The following is a 19,221-nucleotide window of genomic DNA, read 5'->3' as shown; positions in this document are numbered from 1 at the left end:
CCACTACGTCCGGCCGACCGGCCGAGGGGGTCAGGGCTTCAGGTCGAGTGGACCGCCGTTGAACAGTCCGTCGAGCGTCCTCGGCGCCCAGTCGAGGAGGTTCGTCCGCGGCTGGTCCTCCTCGTACCACTCCCTCGTGTACTTCAACCGATCGGCGCCGTAGTTCGCGTCGGGGTTGTCGTTGTTCCGGAGATAGACGTTGCGGGCGTCCTCCTCGTAGCCGAGTTGGCTGCCCATCCGATAGGCGGCCTCGTTGGCCGCCTTCTCCTCGCTGTCGCGTGCCGAGAACCAGCCGGACGCCGACTGCGTGTCCCACCTGTCCTCGGCGATCTGGACCTGGCGGACGAACTCCGCCGCGAGAGCCTCGGGTCTGGAGATGCCGGCTCCGCCGATCTGGATGACGTTGTAGGTCGGGTTGTAGGAGGACGCGCTGATGTAGCGCTTGTCGGGGCCGCTCTGCCAGAGAGTGGTGATCCCGTGTTCCCTGGCGAAGGCGAGCGCCGCCCGGCCCTCGGGGGTCTGCTCCAGCACGCGCTCGGCGTCCCTCTGCGCGTTCGGGTTGTCGTCGAAGGCGTCGAGGCGTTCGGTCCCGGTCGCATCGAGGATCGTCAGCGGCCCCGTCGCGAACACACCGAGCACCCTGTGAACCCCGTTGAGCAGATAGTCCGCCTGCGCCCGCAGAATCGCCTTCGCGGTCTGGAGCGGGTGGACCGCTCCGCCGGAGATGGCCTTCTTGACCTGGTTCCTGGCCTTCCTGAGCCCCTGGCGCGTCGCCAAGACGCGCATCCTGCTGAGCGCCACGCCCAGCCCCGGGTTCACGGCGTAGGCGCGGATGAGGCGGATGAGGTCGATCAGCAACACGATGAGGGCGATGAGGACGATCCACTTCCACATGACCTTGAACACCACGTGGACGGTCGTCGCACCGCCGGCCAGGAGGCTGGCCCCCGCGCCGTCGTTCATCCGCTCTTCGGTGGGGCCATAGGTGTCCCGGAAGACGTTGACCTCCTCGCCGGTGTTGCCGGACGCCAGCACACCGTCGACAGCCGCCCCCGCCTGCGACTGGGCGCCCTGTCCCGCGGCGGCCTGGTCCATCCACCCGCCTGCCCCGTCCAGGCGGGTCATCTCGTCGCCCGGCCAGTCGGCCTCGGACCCGACGAGGCTGCGCACCCACTCCAGCGAGGCGGGGAACTCCCAGCTCATCGCTCCTCCCCGCTGGTGACGCGGCGGCTGGTGGACTGCAGGTTGGCCTCTTCGGCGCTCACGTAGGTCTGCTCGGACAGACCGAGCTTGTCCGAGCGTTCGCGCAGGAGCCTGGCCGTGGCGGCGTACGCGTCCCGCGCCAGGCCGGGCAGCTCGGCGAACTCCGCGTCGAACTCTTCGCTGAGGTCGTCGCGCTCGCCGGCGCCCGCTTTGAGAGCGCGGTGGAGAGAGGCTTGGAGGGCGCGTTCGAGATTGTCGGCGGCCTCCGACAATCGGCCGGCCGAATCCAGCCGGGTGCCGTAGACGGTCCGCAGTTCCCTGTCCGTGGCGCTCATCGTGGAACCCTTACTCCGTCCATTTCCTGTGTTTCGCCATTCCCGTCCGGCCGCCCGGTCACGACCGCGGCTGCATCAGCCGGTCGAGCCTCGCGGTCAGCTCGTTCGCGACCACGAGGATGTCGTCCATGCGGGCGTGGGCATCGGACTTGACGTCCTGGAGCAGGGCGGTCAACTCGGGTGTCTCCTGGCGCAGGGCCTCGGGGATGGCCCGCATGGCCCGTTCCTGCGCGGCGGCGCGAGCCTTCCCGAACGCCTCTCTGATCGCCGCCGCCAACTCGTCCGAGGACAGCCGCATCGCCCTCGGGTCGAGGTTCAGCCCGACCAGGTCGCCGGTGCCGTCTACCGCCACCTCGACCAGGCCGTTCGCCGCCACCGCCGTCTCCCGCAGAGCGGTGAACTGATCGACGAAGTCAGGCGGCTCCGCCGCTGCCATACGCGCCACTCCCCCTCATAGAGGCAATTTTCTGCTGTTTTCGGCTTGAGGCGATCCAAGCAGAGGCGGCCGAGAGTCCTTGGGAATGATCAAGATATTCATGGGCGCTTCACCGTACGTTCTCCGCCCGCCACCCTCCGCTGCCTGGCGCGTCCTGCTGCGACAGGGATGGACGGAGTGGGTGCGTAACGGGCATTCTGTGACGTGGTGTTGCGTCAGTTGGAGTACCTCGTCGCTCTGGCCCGGGAACGGCATTTCGCCCGTGCCGCCGCGGCCTGCCATGTCTCCCAGCCGTCGCTGTCGGCGGCGATCCGCAAGCTGGAGCGGGAGCTGGACGTGCCCCTGGTGCGGCGTGGGCAGCGTTTCGCCGGGTTGACGCCGGAGGGTGAGCGGGTGGTGCTGTGGGCGCACCGCATCCTCGCCGACGCCGACGCGCTGCGTCAGGACCTGTCCAGGATGCGCGAGGGCCTGTCGGGCACGCTGCGCATGGGGGCGATTCCCACCGCGCTGACCGCCGCGCCGCTGCTGACCACGCCCTTCTGCGAGCGGTATCCGCACGTACGGGTGGTGCTGACGTCGTTGTCGTCGAGGGAGATCAAGCGGCGGCTGGCCGACTTCGAGATCGACATGGCGATGACGTACATCGACGACGAGCAGGAGCTGGGCGACGTGCGCACCAGCCCGCTGTACGACGAGCGCTACCTGCTGCTCACCCCGTCCGACGGGGAGTTGGCCGAGCGGCCGGTGGCGCGCTGGGCGGAGGTCGCCGCGCTGCCGCTGTGCCTGCTCACCCCCGAGATGCGCAACCGCCGCATCCTGGACGCCAACTTCCGCGCGGCCGGGGCGGTGGCCGTCCCGGCGATCGAGACCGACACCGTCTCCGCCCTGTTCGCGCACGTGGCGACGCATCGATGGTCGAGCGTGATCTCACACGCGTGGCTGCACATGTTCGGCGTGCCCGAGGGCATGCGGGTGGTCCGCCTGGAACGTGCGGCCCGCGAGCCCCTGGTCGGGCTCGTCATGACCGGCACGGGCCCGGAGTCGGTGATGGCCAGGGCCGTACTGGACCTGGCCCGCGAGCTCGATCTGCGCGAGGTGCTCGACCGGCTCGCCCGCGAGCACCTGGCGTAGACGACACCTGTCACCCGGCTGTTCAGCAGACGCCGCGCAGCTTGCACACCTTGGCGGCCATCTTCTTGGCGTCCTTGGTCAGCCCGCCGGGCCGCCATTCTCCCTCGGTGGTCGTGTAGATCATCAACGCGCTGCCCTTGCGCGCGACGAGGCCGGTGATCGTCTGGTTCACGTCGCCGTCCTGCTTGGTCTGGAAGCCCATGCCGATGGCCTCGTCCCCCACCTTGGCCTTGCTCGTCCGCCACTGGATCTTCAGGTTGGGCGAGGCGGGGTCGCTCTTGCGCGCGCACTTCTTGGCCTCGGCGAGCAGGCTGGTGAACGCCGTGTGGGCGGCGCGGGCGTTCTTGTAGAGGACGAGCTGTTCTGAGGAGCCGCTGGGGGCGCTGGTCCAGCGGGTGATCGTACGGGCCGCCGCCCGGCCGCGGTCGACGGCCTTGCGGTGCACGCACGGGTTCAGCTCAAGAGGCTTGGTGAGCTTGTCGCTGATCTCGTAGCCCATTTCCGCCGCCTCCTCGGAGGTCAGGCGCTGTCGGGCCTCGGGCTCGGTGAGCAGGAAGTTCTTCGGGATCTCGCTCGCGGTCGCGGGAGACAGGGCAAGCACCAGGGAGAGTGTCACGCTGATCATGGAGAGTTGGACGCCCGCCTGGATGCTTTTGTTCGCGATGAAGCAGGAACGCCGCTCCACAGGGAGTCGGTCACCTTAGTCCGCTTTGGCGGTCATTGACCGGCTTCTCCCGATCTTCACCTTCCTGGCGATCAACGGCCCGCCTGCCGTCACCTGCTGGTGGTCGAATGCCGCAGCCAACAAGCGAACGCAAGTGAAGGTACCCATGCAGTACAGCAGCATCCGGCGCTGGGCGACGGTCTCGGCCGCCCTGGCCGTGTCGGCGATCACAGTCCTGCAGCCCGGCACCGCCACGGCCGCGCAGCGCCCCGTGGACGTCCAGCTCCTGTCCATCACCGACTTCCACGGCTACCTGACGCCGATGAACGACACCGCGAACGGAACGGTGAAGGACGCCGAGGGCAAGACCATCGTGGTCGGAGGCGCCCCGTACATCGCCGCCCATCTGAAGAACCTGCGGCAGGGCCACCAGAACTCGATCACCTTCACCACCGGCGACGACTTCAGCGGCTGGCCCACCGAGGTGGCCTACCACCAGGACGAGCCCACCATCGAGTTCCTCAACGCGATCGGCGTGGAGTTCTCCGCGATCGGCAACCACGAGCTCGACCGGTCCTTGGAGTTCCTGCGCGACCGCATGGGCAAGGGCCGCTGCTTCGGCGAGGTCGACGTGGACAGTTGCTTCACCGACTCCACCGGCCGCCGCTTCAGCGGCGCGGACTACCCGTTCTCCTCCGCCAACATCACCCGCAAGGGCTCCACCAAGCCGATCTTCGACCCGTACGTCATCAAGCGGGTGAAGGTGTCCGGCGGCAAGAGCGTCCGGATCGGGTTCATCAACCTGACCACCCCGACCACGGTCACCGGGTCCACGTCGTACCAGCCGGAGCTGGACAACCTGCCGCTGGTGGAGACCGCGAACAAGTACGCGGCGGAGCTGAAGCGCAGGGGTGTCGAGGCCATCGTGGCCAACGTGCACGAGGGCGGGTCCGCGGGAGACGTTTACGACCGGTGCGGCAACCCCTCGGGGCCGGTGTTCGACTTCGCCAGGCAGGCGTCCCCCGACATCGACGCGATCATCACCGGCCACTGGCACGCGCTGTTCAACAACTGCATGATCCCGGACCCGGCCGGCAACCCCCGTCCGGTGGTGGAGGCGGCCAACCACGGGCGTCTGATCAACGAGCTGAACCTCCAGCTCGACCCGAGGACGGGCGACGTCATCCGCTCCGCCACCACCTCGGTGAACCACCCGGTCACCCGGGACGTCACCCCCGACCCCGCGATGGTGCGGCTGGTCGACTACTGGCAGGGCCGGGCCGCGCAGACGTACGCGCGTCCGGTCGGCCAGATCACCGGTGACATCACCCGGACCCGCGCCGCCGACGGCGAGAGCACGCTGGGCAACCTCCTCGCCGACGCGGAGTACGCCGACGCCGTACGGGCCGACCGCGGCCCCGTCGACCTGGCGCTCGTGGCCACGGCACCGGTGAAGGGCTCCAACAGCCTGCGCGGCGACCTGCGCTTCGCCAAGGGGACGAACGCGGCGGACGCCGACGGAACCGTCCTGTTCGGGGAGGCATGGGCCGCCTACGGCTACGCCAACCCGGTGCTCACCGTCTCCCTCACCGGCCGGCAGCTCGAACAGGCGCTGGAGCAGCAGTGGCAGACGCAGGCCGACGGCACGGTACGGTTCAGCCCGCTGGCCGTCTCGTCCGGCGTCCGCTACTCCTTCGACGCCTCGCGGCAGGTCGGCGACCGGGTCCACCCCGCGAACGTGCAGATCGGCGGCGCCCCGCTGGACACCGGGCGGACCTACCGGGTGGCCGCGCTCGCGTACACGCTGATCGGGGCCGACGGGTTCAGCGCCCTGACCGGGTTCACCGACGCGGTGCGCAACTCGCGCGACTACGAGGCGTTCCGCGCCTACCTCCAGGCCAACGAGACGATCGCGCCGCCCGCGCTCGACCGGGTGACCGCGCTCGGCGCCTGACCGGGTGACCGCCGCGCCCTGATCCCCTCAGGCCCGCCCGCTGCTCACGGCGGCGGGCCGGAGGGGATCTTCGCGTTCGACGGAGCACGACGCCGGGTGTGCGGATGGAAACGCTGAGGAAACGGGCCGCCTGCTTGAATCCCTCGCCGGTCGCTTTTCGCGAAAGGATTCCCATGGCAATGCAGCATTCCTCCTCTGAGCACACCCCTTCACGCCGTTCCGCACTCGGTTTCCTGGGCGCGGTCCCGCTGGCCGCCGGTGGGCTCATGGCCGCGTCGGGGACCGCCGCGGCGGACACGAACGCCACGTCCGGCACCGGCGCGATCCCGAAGGACCTGCGTCCCGGAGGCGAGCTCGACCGGCACATCAAGGCGCTGGCGGACAAGGACGAGTTCTCCGGCACCGTGCTGATCGCGCACCGCGGGCGTCAGGTGCTGGCCCGTGCCTACGGCTGGGCGGACAAGGAGAAGAAGGTCCAGAACAAGATCGACACCATCTACCCCCTGGCCTCGGCCTCCAAGCCGTTCACCGGCCTGGCCGTGGTGCAGCTCGTGCAGCGGGGCAAGCTCAAGTTCTACGACCTGGTGAGCAAGTACATCGACGGCCTGCCTGCGCCGATGGCCCAGCAGATCACCGTGCACCATCTCCTCACGCACACCAGCGGGCTGGGCGACGCCCGGCGGCCGGGTGAGAAGCCGCCGTCGGAGAAGGTGCACGACTCCTACGAGGAGCAGATGGCGGAGTTCTGGACGAACCTGAAGACGTTCGAGCTGGAGTTCACCCCGGGCGCCAGGAAGGCGTACAGCAGCATGGGCTACATCCTGCTCGGTGAGCTCGTAGCGAAGGTCTCGGGCATGTCGTTCCAGGACTACGTCCGCCAGAACATCTTCCTTCCGTCCGGCATGAAGAGCTCGGGCTACTACAACCGCCGCCAGTGGCTGACCGACGAGCGCCTCGCGCATCCGTACATGTACCAGGCGGACGGCACGCGCGTGGACGCCGTCCGCAACCTCGACAAGGGCTCCGTCTACGGCGAGGCCGGTCAGGGCAGCAACTCGGCGCGCGGCTGGATGGGAACCGGCGGCGGCAACGGCTTCGCCACCGCCCCCGACCTGGTCCGCTTCGCGCTCGCGCTGCAGGCAGGCAAGCTCACCGCGCGGCCCTACACGGAGCTGTTCGTGAACGGGAAGATCTCCGCCAAGCCCCTGAAGGAGGACACCTCCGGCAGCCTGGTACGCGGCGAGAGCTTCCAGGCGTACGGACCGGTCGCCCCCATCTACAACAACCAGCGCCTCATCACGCACGGAGGCGGCGCGGGCGGCATCTCGACGAGCTGGTCCTTCTACATCGACATGGACTGGGCGGCCATCGTCCTGTGCAACTACGACCTGCAGAACCTCATGCCCATCATCGAACTGGAACGACGCCTGATCACCGGCGCGTAGCAGCGCCGCGGGCCGCTGCCCCGGTCGACAATGGCCAGGCCCGGCTACCGGGGCACGTCGTCCTGACGCCCGGCGCTTCCGTGGACGGGCCGGGCTGGCGGGCGACGGTGAAGCCGCCCGCCGCGAATAGCCTGTGTCAGATTGGCGCTGTCATTGGCGCCGTCAGACCAGTGCTGTCAGACCAGGCGGGTGACCTGCCCGGTGTCGAGGGAGTAGTAGGCACCCACGATCTTGAGCTGGCCGCGGGCGATGCGAGGGGCGAGCAGCTTGTCGTCCTTCAGCTTGGCCACGGTCTGCGTGGTGTTGATCCTGATCATCTTGTCGACGTCGCCGTGGGCGCTCTTGTAGGCGGGACGCAGAGCCTCCACGATGCGCTGGAGATCGCCGGGAAGCGTGGTGCCCTCGCTCAGTGCCTCCGCGGCGGCGGTGACGGCCCCGCAGCGCTGGTGACCGAGGACCACGATCAAGGGGGTGGCCAGCTCGACCGGCCCGTACTGGACGGCTCCCGACACGAGCGGGTCGATCGTCTGGGCGGCGCTCCGCACGCTGAACACGTCACCGAGCCCCGCGTCGAAGACGATCTCCGGACCCACGCGGGAGTCGATGCAGGAGACGATCACCGCGTACGGCTCCTGCTTCTGCGCGACCTCGGCCCGCCGGGCGAGGTCCTGATGGGGGTGGATCGCGGCGTCGGCGGCCCAGCGCCGGTTGCCCTCCCTGAGCTTGGCCCAGGCTTCGTCGGGGGTGGCGGCCCGGCGGACCCGCGTCAGGCCATGTGCCGACCCGCCGCCTAAGAGCAGCCCTCCGACCGCCAGCCCGGTGGCGCCTAACATGACCCGGCGACTCAAGATCTTATTTGACATGTATGCAGTATGCAGTATTCCGCAGATCTTACAACCGCTATGTCGGGAAATTTGACAGAAAGGTGGAACACACACTTAGTGATGCGCAGCTCCCCACCCAATCTGTGCCGATTCAGAGGATAATCCCCAAGATTCTGGGCCCTTCTCCGGCCCGGGCATGAACGTGTTCAGCCAGCTCAGACGGCATGCGGGTGCCACCACGGGTAGCTCGCGGGCCGGAGTGCGTAAGCAGGCCGCTTGGGCAGGGCCGGGGGTTCACAGCCGGGCGTGTGAGGCGTACTCCGCGGCGGCGCGCATGATCGCGCGGCGGATGGGTTCGTAGCCGGTGCACCGGCAGAGGTTGGACTCGACCAGACCGTCCATGCGTTCCGGGTCGTCGGCGATCGTGGGGTCGGCCTCCAGGGCGCCCACCGCCACCATCAGGAAACCCGCGGTGCAGAAACCGCACTGCAGGGCGTGCTCAGCGGAGAAGGCCCGCTGGAGCGGATGCGGCTCGCCGTCGGGCGCGGACAGGCCCTCGACGGTGCGTACCGACCTGCCGTCGCACTGGACGGCCAGCATGAGGCATGCGCGGACGGCCTCGCCGTCCACCAGCACCGTGCAGGAGCCGCAGACGCCCTGCTCGCAGCCGAGGTGCGTGCCGGTGAGCCGGCAGTCCTCCCGCAGGACGTCGGCGAGGACGCGCCGGGGCTCCACGTCGAGTGCGTGCCGTTCGCCGTTCACGGTGAGGATGATCTTCATGGGTGTTCTCCCGTGGCCCCGTTGTGCTCCCGGTGGTCCGCCAGCGCCTGCCGGAGTGTCCTGCCGACCAGCACGGCGATGGCGTTGCGCCGGTACTCCAGGTCGGCGTACGGCTCCGGCAGGGGCGCGGCGTCCTGCTCCGCGGCGATCCGCCCCGCGCGGGCGAACGGGTGGCCGTCGGGCAGGCGGAGGCCGGTGCCGGTCGAGCCCGGCTCGACGCCGACCAGCGCCTGTTCGGCGGCGTGCGCCCGTACCGGCCGGTCGGCGCAGTTGACCAGCCCGATCCTGGCCTCCTCGATCACCCCGTCGCGCATGGTCAGCGCGGCGGCCACGGCTACCTGGGCGAAGCAGAAGTGCGTACGGCGGTGCTCGACGAAGCCGACCCCGGTGTCGTCGCTCAGCAGCGGGAGCCGTACGGAGGTGATCAGCTCGTCCCGGGCGCGTGCGGTCCGGAGCGGGCCGCGGAAGTAGTCACGGGCCGCGATCTCCCGGGTGCCGCCGGCGCTGCGCACCTCCACGGCCGCGTCGAGCGCGAGGGCGACGCCGCACCACTCCGACGCCGGGTGAGCCCAGGCCAGACTGCCCGCCATCGTGCCGCGGGCGCGGATCGGCGGGTGGGCGATGTTCCCGGCGGCCAGCGAGCACAGCCGGCCGAGCGGGCCGGGGACGGCCTGCGGGGAGTCGAAGAAGCCGTGGCGGACCAGGGCGCCGACGGTTACGGTGCCGTCGTCCAGGCTCAGGCGGTCGAGCCCGGCCACGCCGTTGATGTCGACCACCAGATCGGGGCGAATGCGGTGCAGGTGCATCTCCAGGATCAGGCTCTGCCCGCCGGCGAGGACGCGGACGTCGCGCTCGGTGTCGGCGAGGGCTTCCAGGGTCTCGGGCAGCGTACGCGGTGCGACGTAGTCGAAGGCCGCGGGTTTCACCGGGCCTCCTCCGCTTTCGATGCGCCGTGTTCCTGGGCGCCGTGTTCCTGGGCGCGGGCCGCGCGCCAGACGACGTCCGGGGTGAGCGGCATCTGCAGCAGGTCGGGGTCGGCCGGTTGGAGCGCGTCGGCCACGGCGTTGACGATCGCCGCGGGGGTGCCGATGCAGCCCGACTCGCCTGCGCCCTTGGCTCCCAGCGGGGTGACGGGGCTCGGTGTGCGGGTCTCCTTGACCTCGATGGGCGGGATCTCGGCGGCCGTCGGCAGGAGATAGTCGAGCAGGCCGTCGGCCAGCAGGGGAACGCCGTCGTCGCCGTACGGGATGCCCTCGTACAGGGCCTGGCCGATGCCCTGGACGGCCGAGCCGAACGCCTGCCCGCGCACCACGGCCGGGTCGAGCGCGATCCCGCAGTCGTCCACCGCCACCAGTCGCAACACGCGAACGGCGCCCAGCTCCGGATCGACCTCGACCACGGCGGCGTGCGCGCCGAACGGGAAGCCCATGCCCGACTCGAACCGGTCGTCGACCCGCAGCGGCCCGGTGCCCTTGACCAGTTCGGCCAGCTCCATGGCGGACGAGCCGTCCCTGGCGAGGCGGAGCGTGCCGTCGGACCACTCCACCTCCTCCACCGGCGTCCGCCACAGCTCCGCCGCCCGCTCGCGCGCCAGCCCGATGAGCAGCGCGCAGGCGTGGTGCAGGGCGGCCCCGTCCACCTGCGCGGAACGGCTGGCGAACGAGCCCAGGCCGTCGGGCTGCGCGTCGGTGTCGCCCTCGACCAGGTGTACGCGGGCCTCCTCGACGCCGAGGGTGCGGGCGACGAGCGCGGGGAAGGTCGTCTCGTGGCTCTGTCCGCTGGGCGCGGCGCCGCAGCGGGCGGTGATCGTGCCGTCCTCGTGGGCTTCGAGACCGGCGAAGTCGTGCAGCCCGCCCGGCTCCCCGCCCGAGCGTTCCACGTAGCAGGACAGGCCGATGCCGAGCGGCAGCGCGTCGGGGTCCGCTCTGCGGCGTCCCTGCTCCTCCCGCCACGTGTCGTAACCGATGGTCGTCAGGGCCAGGTCGAGGGCGGTCGCGTAGTCGCCGCTGTCGTAGCACCGGCCGGTGGGCGTCCGGTACGGGAAGCTCCCTGCCGGGATGAGGTTGCGCCGCCGCAGCTCCGCCGGGTCGAGGCCGAGCCTGCGGGCCAGCAGGTCCATCGACCGCTCCAGCGCGATCGTCGCCTCCGGCCGGCCGGCGCCGCGATACGGGTAGGTCACCATCGTGTTGGTCAGCACCGAACGTACGGTGGCGTGGACGCGCGGCGTGGTGTACGGGCCGGTGGCCATCCAGGCGGTCTGCATGGGCAGGCCGACCCCGAGATGCGGGTAGGCCCCCACGTCGGCGTCGATCCGCAGCTCGTAGGCGAGCAGGCGCCCGTCGGCGTCGGCGGCGAGCCGGATCCGCTGGTCCTGGCCGCGCCCTCGGGTGGCGGCCGTCATCGACTCCATGCGGTCCTCGATCCAGCGGACGGGCCGGCCGAGGGTGAGCGCCAGGTAGGCCACCGTGACGAACTCCGGGAACGTGGCGCTCTTGGACCCGAACGCGCCTCCGGTGTCGGGCACCACCACGCGGATCCGGTCCACCGGCAGATCCAGCAGCGCCGCCAGCTCACGCCGCAGCCGGTAGGGCATCTGGTGCCCCGACCACACGCTCAGCCGTCCGTCCTCCTCCGGGACGGCGAGGATGGTCCGGCACTCCATCGGCGCGGGCATCAGGAGTTGCTGACGGTAGCGGGCCTCGACCACGGCGTCCGCCTCCTGCCACACCGTCTCCTCGATCGGCTCCCCCGCCTCGCCCGTGAACGCGGTGTTGCTGAGCCCGTCGAACAGGGTGACCGAGTCGTCGGCCGCCTGAGCGGGCGTGACCACGGCGGGGAGCGGATCGATCCGTACGGTGACCTCGGCGGCCCCGTCCTCGGCCCGGTAGCGGTCCGCTGCCACGACGACCGCGACGGCCTCCCCCGCGTACCGCACACGGTCCTTCGCCAGCGCCGGCCATTCTCGTCCGGCGACCGCCTCTTCGCTGGACAACCTCGCGAGCAGGGTGCGCGGCACCGGCGGCAGATCCCGCAGCCGCGCGGCGGCGTGCGCGCAGGCGGGCAGCCCGGACAGATCCGCCGCCGACCAGGCCCCGACCACGCCGGGCACCTCCCGGGCGGCCGCGCAGTCCACCTCCCGCACGATGCCGTGGGCGACGCCGCTCCTGACGAAGGCCGCGTCCAGGCAGCCGGGGACCTCCAGGTCGGCGACGTAACGGCCGTGACCGGTGAGGAGCCGCCGGTCCTCACGCCGGGTCCACTGCTCCATCGCACCCCCACCAGTCGGTCGAGAACGCCGCTACCCGCAGATACGCGCCCTACTCCCGGAGCCCCGGGCACGCTCGGAGCCCTCGGTGCGGCGCTCCCTGAAGGTCGCGCGGAGCAGCACCGGGGCCAGGAAGGCCATCTCGAACAACCGCAGGCTCTGCACGCTGGAGATCAGCGGCAGGTTCGCGTGCGTCGACGAGGCGGTCGCCAGAACCGCGTTGATCCCGCCGGGGGTGGTGGCGAGATAGGCGTCGCCGAACGGGATCCGGGTGAGGGCGGACAGCCCCCAGGCCAGCGCACCGCAGGTGGCGCTGACGGCCAGCGTGCAGGCGAGCGCGGCGGGCAGGATCCGGCGCAGGCTCCGTACGGCCCGGCGGGAGAAGCGGAGACCCACGTCGAGACCGATCATGGTGAACAGCAGCCCGCGGAGCACCCCGTGCGGGGCGAACCCGCTCGCGACACCGGTCACGGTAACGGCGGCGGACACCAGCATCGGCCCCATCAGGGCCGCGCTGGGCAGCCTCAGGAGGCGGCCCACCAGCACACCGAGCACGGCGACGGCCCCGAGCACGGCCAGGCCCCTCACCTGGTCGGTCCCCGCGACCACGTGCCACGGGCTCTCGGCGCCCGGCCCGCCGCCGCCCCCTGCCGGTGGTGGCAGGATCAGGCTCAGCAGCAGCGGCGCGCTGGCCACCACGAAGCCCAGCCGCAGATACTGCATGAAGGCCACCTGGCGGCCGTCGGCGTCGAGGTCCTCTGCGGACGCGACGGCGGCGGCCGACCCTCCGGCGATCATGCCGAGCGTGGCCGTGGCCCGGTCGACCCCGCCGAACCGGGTCATCGCCCACGCCGCGCCCTGGCAGATGAGCAGCGTCATCAGGGTCGCCACCACGAAGGGCGCGATCGACCCCGCCACGTGACCCAGCGCGGGGACGTTCAGGTAGGTGCCCATGAGCACGCCGAGCAGCGCCTGCGAGGCCCGGTTGAGCGAGGCGGGCGGGTGCTCGCGCACCAGCCCGGTCACGGCCACGACCAGCCCGATCAGCAGGGGTATCAGCATGTGCGGGGAGGGCAGGGCGGGCTCGCCGAGTTCGCCGGCCGCCAGCAGGAGCAGCAGGATCGCCGCCCACATCGCGAGGTGGGATGCCCGGCGTGCGATGCCGCCACTGCCGAAGCATGGGCTCATGTCGTGGAGGCTAGCTCCGACCAGGTTATTGGCAGGTTAACCGGCTGAGCACCGACCGTCTCACCTCAGTCGGGGAAGGTCGTGGCGCGCGAAGAGATTTCCTCCCATCTTTTTTGGAGGAAATTCTCAGCTTTCTCATATGTAATGTTCGGTGCCAAATGTGGAATCATGTCACAGGGGCCCCTGCCATTTACATTTATCGGGAATAGGGACGCGGGGGTGAAAGGGTAAGAAAGTCGCGCATGGGAGTCGTACAAAAGGGTTTCAAGCGAAGGGCACGACTTCTGCGCGAGGCGCTGCGTCCACCGTGGCAACCGGCGGGGCCGGAGACGAACGGCTCCGCGTTCACCGCGAGCGCCGGGGTCCGGCGGCCTCCGAAGCGTACGCAGGTCGTCGACTACACCTTTCCCGCCGCACCGCGGCTGGTGAAGTCCCCCGTCTTCGTGATCTCCCCGGTGCGCTCCGGCTCCACGCTGCTGCGCATGCTGCTCAACAGCCACTCCCGGATCCGCGCGCCGCACGAGCTGCACCTGCGCACCATCGGGGTGGAGCTGACCCCCGGCTTCTCCGAGGCGTCCATGCAGGAGCTCGGGCTCGACCGGGTGGAGCTGGAGCACGTGGTGTGGGACCGCATCCTGCACCTGGAGCTGCTGCGCAGCGGCAAGGACATCGTGGTCGACAAGACCCCCGGCAACGTCTTCGTCTGGGAGCGGCTGAAATACGTCTGGCCCGACGCCAGGTTCATCTTCCTGGTACGCCACCCGCGCGGTGTGGTCTCCTCCCTGGAGAACCGCAAGGACAACACCGCCACCCGGGAGTCACTGGAGGCGACCGCGCTGAAGTACTTCGCGCCCCTAGAGAAGGCCCGCCGCGCCCTCGACGGCCTGACGGTGCGCTACGAGCAACTGACCGCGCGGCCCGAGCACGTCACCCGCGAGGTGTGCACGTACCTGGGGGTGGAGTGGGAGCAGGGGATGCTCGAATACGGCAGGCACCACCAGGGCCAGTTCACGCCGAACCTGGGTGACCGCAGCGACAACATCAAGTCCGGCCAGATCCAGGCCGCCCGCGTCTTCGACGACGCCGACGACCTGCCGCCCAAGCTCGCCAAGTACGCCACGGCCTGGGGCTACGCCTGAGCGCAGCCCCAGGAGCGAGGGTCAGTGCCCGGTGGGGGCCGACGCGGTCTCGTCGTTCCGCGGTTGCGGGTGCTCGGTGCTCAGGGAGTCGATCAGCGCGTCGGCCTCGGCGTTGCGGACCGGGGCGACGAGCCCGACGACGACGAACACCACCAGCGCCGACAGGACGGGCGCGGCCACCTCCACGGTCTGGCCCTGACCGGGGAAGACGTACTTGAGCAGGGCGAAGACCACGAGCCCTGTCGCCCACGACCCGATCGCGGCGGCCGGACCGCAGCGGCGGAACATCGGCAGCATGCCGAGCAGCATCGGGATGGCGATCGGGCCGACGAGCGCGCCGAACCAGAGGATCAGCAGGCCGAGCACGCCGCCGAAGCTGTCCGCGCCGAGCGCGATGCCCATCGACAGCGCGATGAACAGGAACGTGGACACCCGCCCGGCCAGCAGCTCGGACGCGGACGACATCCAGTGCGCCCGCTTCCAGACCGCGGGGATGATGTCCCTGATCACGACCGAGGAGATCGCGTTGGCGTCGGAGGACGTCATCGCCATCGTGTGCGCGAACATCCCGGCCAGCACGAGGCCGATGAGCCCGCCGGGCAGCAATTGCTGGGTCAGCAGCGCGTACGACTGGTCGGGCTCGGCCAGGTTGGGCAGCAGGACCGGCGCGGCCCACATCGGGAAGAACAGCACGAGCGGCCAGAAGAGGTAGAGGCCCGCCGAGAACAGCGCGGCCCGCCTGGCCGAGTCTCCCGTCGGGGCCGCGATGAAGCGCTGGGCGAGGTTCCAGGTCCCGCCGTTGTACGAAAGCGTGTTGATCAGCAGGTAGACCAGGACGAAGCCCACGGTGTACTTGTCGTTGAACGGCTGGCCGTGGCCTTCGGGCAGCCGGTCCCACAGCGTCCAGATCGCCGACGGGCCGCCGAGCTGGGCGAGCACGGCGACGAACAGCGTGATCCCCGCGACGAGCTGGATGACGAACTGGCCGAGGTCGGTGAGCGCGTCGGCCCACAGCCCGCCGATCGTCGAGTAGATCAGCGTGACGCCGCCGGTGAGCAGCACGCCCCAGGCGATCGGCACGCCCGCGAACACCTGCAGCAGCAGCGCGGTCGCCGCCCACTTCGCGCCCACGTCGAAGACCTTGAGCGCGGTGCCGCTCCACGCGAGCACCTGCTGCGCGGGCACGTTGTAGCGGGTCGCGAGATACTCCAGCGGCGAGATGATCCCGAGCCGCTGCCGCAGCCGGGGCCAGCGCGGCGTGAACAGGAACGACCCGACCACCATCGCGAACGTGATGCCGATCGCCCACCAGACGTACAGGGTGAAACCCGCGGTGTAGGCGATGGCCGCGTAGCCGACGAAGACCGCCGAGCTGTAACCCGACATGTGGTGGGAGATGCCGGACAACCACCAGGGCATCTTGCCCCCGGCGGTGAAGAAGTCCTTGGCGTCGCGGATGCGGGACTTCGCCCAGACGCCGATCACGATCATCACGACGAAGTAGCCGCAGATCACTAGCCAGTCGAGAACACCCATGAGATCTCCCAGCGTGGGGGTGGGGAGCTGTGCAGGTCAGAGTCGGAATGGAGGAATGGAGGAATGGAGGCGCGGAGGAGTGGAGGAAGAGAGGCGGAAAAGGGGGACGGCAGTCGGAAGCGGGACGAGGTCAGGCGTCGTGGACGGGCACACCGTTCACGAAGGTGCGCAGGACGGACAGGTCGGGAGTGGTGACGATCAGGTCGGCGGGCGCGCCGGGTTCGAGACGACCGCGGGCGGTTCGGAGCAGACGCGCCGGGTTGGCCGCGGCCAGCCGCACCGCGGTGCCGAGTTCGACCTCGGTACGCGCGACCGCCCAGGCGACGCACTCGATCAACGAGCTGCCCGACCCGGCCAGCAGCTCGCCGCCGGGCAGCGTGACCCGACCGTCCTCGCCCACCGTGATCCGGCCGCCGACCGGGGTCGTGTAGTCGCCGGGGGCGCATCCGGCCAGCGCCACGGAGTCGCTGACCAGCAACGCGCGGCCGATCCCCTTGGCGCGGAGCATGGCGGTGAAGGTGTCGGCGGGCAGGTGGTGCCCGTCCGCGATGAACGTCGCGGTGAGGGCGTCCGCGGCGAGCTGGGTCCAGAGGTAGTTGGGGTGCCGCCGGATGAGCGCGTGCGCGCCGTTGCCCAGGTGGGTGGAGAGCCGCGCGCCCGCCCGTACGGCCGCCTCGATCTCGGCGGGCGTCGCCGCGGTGTGCCCGATGGAGGCGATGACGCCGCGCCGGGCGAGTTCGGCGATGTAGTCGAGGGCGCCCGGCCGTTCCGGAGCCAGCGTGACGATCCGCACCAGCCCGCCGCTCGCCTCCTGCCAGCGGCCGAACTCGGCGAGGTCGGGATCGCGCAGGTGGGCGGCGTCGTGCGCGCCCCGCGGGCCGTCCTCGGGCGACAGGTACGGCCCCTCCACGTGCACGGCGGCGATGGCGTGCCCGACCAGCGGGTCGGCCTCTCGCGCCGCCGCGATCACGCGCAGGTTCCTGGTGATCTTGTCTTCCGGCGCGGTGATGATCGTGGGGCACAGCGTCGTGGTGCCGCGTTTCCACAGCTCCCGTACGAGTGCGGCGACGTCGCCGGTCGTGAGGTCGTCGGCGTTGAAGTCGTGCCCGCAGTACCCGTTGACCTGGAGGTCCACCAGTCCGGGGAGGACGAGCACGTCGGGCGCGCCGGGAATCTCGGTGACCGCGGCGATCTGCGGCCCGTCCAGCTCGACGCGTACGGGACGCCCGTCCGCGAGCCTGCCCTCGATCGTCACGGGGCCTCCCCTGCGAGCGTTCCGGCGGCGGCCAGCACCCGGCGACCGGCATCGGGCGTGAACGCGGCACGCAGCCCGTACGCCCGGTGGGCCTCGTCGATCTCGTAGCCGCCCGCGGCGTAGTGCGTCTCCGGATAGGGCAGGTAGCCGGGCACGCCACCGGTGTAACCGGCGACGAGCAGCCCGGGGTCGCCGAGCGCGGCCCGCAGTTCCAGCGCCAGCTCGACGAAGGGCTCGCAGGGCAGGAAGACCAGCGGCACGCCGCCCCACCGGTGCACGGCGACCTGGACCTCGACCGACTCCGGCCCTGGATCGGCGAGCTGGGCGACCGCCCACCCCGCCCACGGTCCATCGCGGTCGACGGCGAGCGCGCGCAGCTCGTCCGGCGCGAGCGGGTCTCCGAGCGGCAGTTCGACGCGCGTGGCGGACACCGACACCGGGCCCGCCACCGCCTCGGTCCCGGTGGTGAGCACGGCGGCGAGCGCGGCCTCGCCGACCAGGGTTCCGATGCGCTGAGCGGCCTCGAAGGTCCGGCCAGGACGCGTCTCGGCGCCGCGCAGGCTGTCGAGCGCGGTGTGGCCGGTGTTGAGCTGGCCGCAGCAGCCCTGGAGGAACACCGCGACGCCGCCTAGCGCGGCCGCCACGTGCCGCCGCGCGTAGCCGGGCCAGTCGGCGGTGAGCCGCAGGTTGTCGGGGCCGAGCGTCACCGGGTGGCAGGCGTGGGAGAACACGGTGGCCAGGGGCTCGCCGTCCGCGCGCTCCAGGCGTACGACGGGGACCGCCGGGTCGGTGAGGGTCCCGCCGCGCCGGTTGTGGGCGACGCCGTGGAGGGATCCGCAGCCCCGGCGGAGCACTGCGGGTGCGAGCGCGTCGAGCGCCGCGGCGGCTGCGCCGACGATCCGCGAGCAGGTGTCCTCGACGTAGCGCGGGTCGGCCACGCCGCCGATCCCGCCCCTGGTCACCGCGGGGCCCGCGTGCGTGTGCGTCACCGCCACGGCCACCCCCTCCTCCGGGATCCCCGTACGCTCCCGCAGGTCACGGGCGATCCGGCGGGTGGTGTCCGGGTCGAGCGCGATGAGGTCGGCGGAGATCACGACGGACGTGGTCGTCCCGTCGGAGACCGCCACGGCACTGGTCAGCAGCCGATCGTGCACCCCGGTGGAGGCGGAGACGCGCGCCGCGTACCCCGCGAGCGACCCGCCGACCGGCGGCGTGATGTCGGCGACCGCGACCCCGGCGAGCAGCGACGCCCCGCCCCTGTTCACAGCCACCGGACCCGCCCACGGAAGCGGTCGAGGAAGAGCGCGTTGCGCTCGTCGCCGCCCGGCGCGTTCCCGCTGCGCCAGATCTCGGGGACGGTGCCGCGCCCGGCCAGCTCGGCGATCGCCGCGGCCATGAGGCAGTTGAGCGTGTACGCGTTGGCGAACGTCGAGATCGCACCCACCCGGTCGGGAACCCCCTCGATCTCCAGAACGGCGTCGCCGATCGGCACCTTCGTGTCGATGTGCAGGTCGACGAGGTCGTGCAGGTTCCGCTTGGTGGGGTGCCTGGCCGGGTGGCCGGGAGCGGTCCGGTCGGCGTGTTCCCTGGAGGAGACGCCGATCACGGTGACGCCGCGCTCGCGGGCGGTCAGCGCGGCGTCGATGAGCGCGGCGTTGATGCCGTACGCGTTGACCAGGATGAGCAGGTCTCCCTCGCCGAGCCCGTTGTCGTCGATGACGACGCGGCCGTAGCCGGGGGTGCGTTCGATCGCCATCGAGCGCAGCGCGCCACCCGACAGCAGCGTGCCCTCGTCGAGGATCGCGCTGACGTTGACCAGGCCGCCGGCGCGGAAGAACACCTCCTGGGCGGCGAGGTTCGAGTGGCCGCCGGGGCCGTAGACGTAGATCAGCCGGTCCGCGCCGTGCCGGGTGATGTGGTCGGCGATGAGCACGGCCGCCGCGCCGATGGAGTCGGCCTCCTCGGTTTCGATCCTGCCGATCAGGCCCACGACCTGCTCGGCGTACGTCCGCATGAGCGACATGTGCCGTCCGTTTTGCACCTGCAGGCTCCTCGTGACCGATGTA

The 19,221-nt window shown here is 70.9% G+C and carries 17 protein-coding genes; 4 read left to right on the top strand and 13 right to left on the bottom strand.

Going from position 1 to position 19,221, the window contains the following annotated elements; translation table 11 throughout:
- Positions 1 to 30 precede the first annotated feature (30 nt).
- The 3 genes from ABD844_RS11840 to ABD844_RS11830 are packed head-to-tail and all read right to left on the bottom strand — an operon-like array spanning position 31 to position 1,974.
- The gene (locus ABD844_RS11840) at positions 31 to 1,203 is read right to left on the bottom strand and encodes a hypothetical protein (protein WP_344875990.1); all 1,173 of its coding nucleotides are present in this window, start codon (positions 1,201 to 1,203) and stop codon (positions 31 to 33) included.
- Positions 1,200 to 1,538: a hypothetical protein gene (locus tag ABD844_RS11835; protein ID WP_344875988.1), complete on the bottom strand. Its 339-nt coding sequence runs from the start codon at positions 1,536 to 1,538 to the stop codon at positions 1,200 to 1,202. Before ABD844_RS11835 ends, ABD844_RS11840 begins: the two co-directional genes overlap by 4 nt.
- Positions 1,539 to 1,596: 58 nt before the next feature.
- On the bottom strand, positions 1,597 to 1,974 hold the full coding sequence (locus ABD844_RS11830; RefSeq protein ID WP_344875986.1) for a YbaB/EbfC family nucleoid-associated protein: 378 nt from the start codon (positions 1,972 to 1,974) through the stop codon (positions 1,597 to 1,599).
- Positions 1,975 to 2,181: 207 nt separating this feature from the next.
- On the opposite strand from ABD844_RS11830, the gene ABD844_RS11825 reads away from it, so the two are divergent.
- Complete coding sequence (locus ABD844_RS11825; RefSeq protein WP_344875984.1) at positions 2,182 to 3,105, top strand: LysR family transcriptional regulator; 924 nt, start codon at positions 2,182 to 2,184, stop codon at positions 3,103 to 3,105.
- Between the two features lie 22 nt (positions 3,106 to 3,127).
- Here ABD844_RS11825 and ABD844_RS11820 read toward each other — a convergent pair whose 3' ends face one another.
- Positions 3,128 to 3,721, bottom strand: coding sequence for a hypothetical protein (locus ABD844_RS11820; RefSeq protein WP_344875982.1), 594 nt, complete (start codon positions 3,719 to 3,721; stop codon positions 3,128 to 3,130).
- Positions 3,722 to 3,935: 214 nt separating this feature from the next.
- Between ABD844_RS11820 and ABD844_RS11815 the strand changes: the two genes are divergently transcribed.
- A complete protein-coding gene (locus ABD844_RS11815) occupies positions 3,936 to 5,723 on the top strand; it encodes a bifunctional metallophosphatase/5'-nucleotidase (protein WP_344875980.1) in 1,788 nt (595 codons plus the stop codon).
- A 173-nt stretch (positions 5,724 to 5,896) separates the two neighbouring features.
- Positions 5,897 to 7,168: a serine hydrolase domain-containing protein gene (locus tag ABD844_RS11810; RefSeq protein ID WP_344875978.1), complete on the top strand. Its 1,272-nt coding sequence runs from the start codon at positions 5,897 to 5,899 to the stop codon at positions 7,166 to 7,168.
- Between the two features lie 176 nt (positions 7,169 to 7,344).
- On the opposite strand, the gene ABD844_RS11805 is transcribed toward ABD844_RS11810, so the two are convergent.
- The 5 genes from ABD844_RS11805 to ABD844_RS11785 form a co-directional block, all read right to left on the bottom strand.
- A complete protein-coding gene (locus tag ABD844_RS11805) occupies positions 7,345 to 8,001 on the bottom strand; it encodes a carbonic anhydrase (protein ID WP_344875976.1) in 657 nt (218 codons plus the stop codon).
- Between the two features lie 285 nt (positions 8,002 to 8,286).
- The gene (locus ABD844_RS11800; protein ID WP_344875974.1) at positions 8,287 to 8,772 is read right to left on the bottom strand and encodes a (2Fe-2S)-binding protein; all 486 of its coding nucleotides are present in this window, start codon (positions 8,770 to 8,772) and stop codon (positions 8,287 to 8,289) included.
- A complete protein-coding gene (locus tag ABD844_RS11795; protein WP_344875972.1) occupies positions 8,769 to 9,698 on the bottom strand; it encodes an FAD binding domain-containing protein in 930 nt (309 codons plus the stop codon). The genes ABD844_RS11800 and ABD844_RS11795 overlap by 4 nt, the downstream gene beginning before the upstream one ends.
- Positions 9,695 to 12,040 (bottom strand): xanthine dehydrogenase family protein molybdopterin-binding subunit, encoded by a 2,346-nt coding sequence (locus tag ABD844_RS11790; RefSeq protein ID WP_344875970.1) that lies wholly within the window; start codon positions 12,038 to 12,040, stop codon positions 9,695 to 9,697. The genes ABD844_RS11795 and ABD844_RS11790 overlap by 4 nt, the downstream gene beginning before the upstream one ends.
- Positions 12,041 to 12,070: 30 nt before the next feature.
- On the bottom strand, positions 12,071 to 13,225 hold the full coding sequence (locus tag ABD844_RS11785; RefSeq protein WP_344875968.1) for an AbrB family transcriptional regulator: 1,155 nt from the start codon (positions 13,223 to 13,225) through the stop codon (positions 12,071 to 12,073).
- 242 nt (positions 13,226 to 13,467) lie between these two features.
- On the opposite strand from ABD844_RS11785, the gene ABD844_RS11780 reads away from it, so the two are divergent.
- Entirely contained in the window at positions 13,468 to 14,364 is an 897-nt protein-coding gene (locus ABD844_RS11780; RefSeq protein WP_344875966.1) for a sulfotransferase family protein, read from the top strand.
- 21 nt (positions 14,365 to 14,385) lie between these two features.
- Here ABD844_RS11780 and ABD844_RS11775 read toward each other — a convergent pair whose 3' ends face one another.
- The 4 genes from ABD844_RS11775 to ABD844_RS11760 all read right to left on the bottom strand — a co-directional run bounded on the left by ABD844_RS11775 (position 14,386) and on the right by ABD844_RS11760 (position 19,196).
- Positions 14,386 to 15,900: a sodium:solute symporter family protein gene (locus tag ABD844_RS11775; protein ID WP_344875964.1), complete on the bottom strand. Its 1,515-nt coding sequence runs from the start codon at positions 15,898 to 15,900 to the stop codon at positions 14,386 to 14,388.
- Between the two features lie 130 nt (positions 15,901 to 16,030).
- On the bottom strand, positions 16,031 to 17,155 hold the full coding sequence (locus ABD844_RS11770; protein WP_344875962.1) for an N-acetylglucosamine-6-phosphate deacetylase: 1,125 nt from the start codon (positions 17,153 to 17,155) through the stop codon (positions 16,031 to 16,033).
- On the bottom strand, positions 17,152 to 18,426 hold the full coding sequence (locus tag ABD844_RS11765; protein WP_344875960.1) for a neutral/alkaline non-lysosomal ceramidase N-terminal domain-containing protein: 1,275 nt from the start codon (positions 18,424 to 18,426) through the stop codon (positions 17,152 to 17,154). Before ABD844_RS11765 ends, ABD844_RS11770 begins: the two co-directional genes overlap by 4 nt.
- Positions 18,417 to 19,196 (bottom strand): sugar isomerase domain-containing protein, encoded by a 780-nt coding sequence (locus tag ABD844_RS11760; RefSeq protein WP_344875958.1) that lies wholly within the window; start codon positions 19,194 to 19,196, stop codon positions 18,417 to 18,419. Before ABD844_RS11760 ends, ABD844_RS11765 begins: the two co-directional genes overlap by 10 nt.
- Positions 19,197 to 19,221: the final 25 nt, after the last annotated feature.

Origin of the sequence: Nonomuraea antimicrobica (assembly GCF_039536965.1) — a bacterium.
Lineage (GTDB): Bacteria > Actinomycetota > Actinomycetes > Streptosporangiales > Streptosporangiaceae > Nonomuraea > Nonomuraea antimicrobica.
The sequence above is the reverse complement of the archived record's forward strand: the minus strand, read 5'-3'. Positions and strand labels throughout refer to the sequence as shown.

Excerpts from the sequence above, each read along its gene's own strand:
- ABD844_RS11840 (WP_344875990.1), bottom strand. The coding sequence starts at position 1,203 with ATGAGCTGGGAGTTCCCCGCCTCGCTGGAGTGGGTGCGCAGCCTCGTC.
- ABD844_RS11835 (WP_344875988.1), bottom strand. The coding sequence starts at position 1,538 with ATGAGCGCCACGGACAGGGAACTGCGGACCGTCTACGGCACCCGGCTG.
- ABD844_RS11830 (WP_344875986.1), bottom strand. The coding sequence starts at position 1,974 with ATGGCAGCGGCGGAGCCGCCTGACTTCGTCGATCAGTTCACCGCTCTG.
- ABD844_RS11815 (WP_344875980.1), top strand. The coding sequence starts at position 3,936 with ATGCAGTACAGCAGCATCCGGCGCTGGGCGACGGTCTCGGCCGCCCTG.
- ABD844_RS11810 (WP_344875978.1), top strand. The coding sequence starts at position 5,897 with ATGGCAATGCAGCATTCCTCCTCTGAGCACACCCCTTCACGCCGTTCC.
- ABD844_RS11805 (WP_344875976.1), bottom strand. The coding sequence starts at position 8,001 with ATGTTAGGCGCCACCGGGCTGGCGGTCGGAGGGCTGCTCTTAGGCGGC.
- ABD844_RS11800 (WP_344875974.1), bottom strand. The coding sequence starts at position 8,772 with ATGAAGATCATCCTCACCGTGAACGGCGAACGGCACGCACTCGACGTG.
- ABD844_RS11790 (WP_344875970.1), bottom strand. The coding sequence starts at position 12,040 with ATGGAGCAGTGGACCCGGCGTGAGGACCGGCGGCTCCTCACCGGTCAC.
- ABD844_RS11785 (WP_344875968.1), bottom strand. The coding sequence starts at position 13,225 with ATGAGCCCATGCTTCGGCAGTGGCGGCATCGCACGCCGGGCATCCCAC.
- ABD844_RS11780 (WP_344875966.1), top strand. The coding sequence starts at position 13,468 with ATGGGAGTCGTACAAAAGGGTTTCAAGCGAAGGGCACGACTTCTGCGC.
- ABD844_RS11775 (WP_344875964.1), bottom strand. The coding sequence starts at position 15,900 with ATGGGTGTTCTCGACTGGCTAGTGATCTGCGGCTACTTCGTCGTGATG.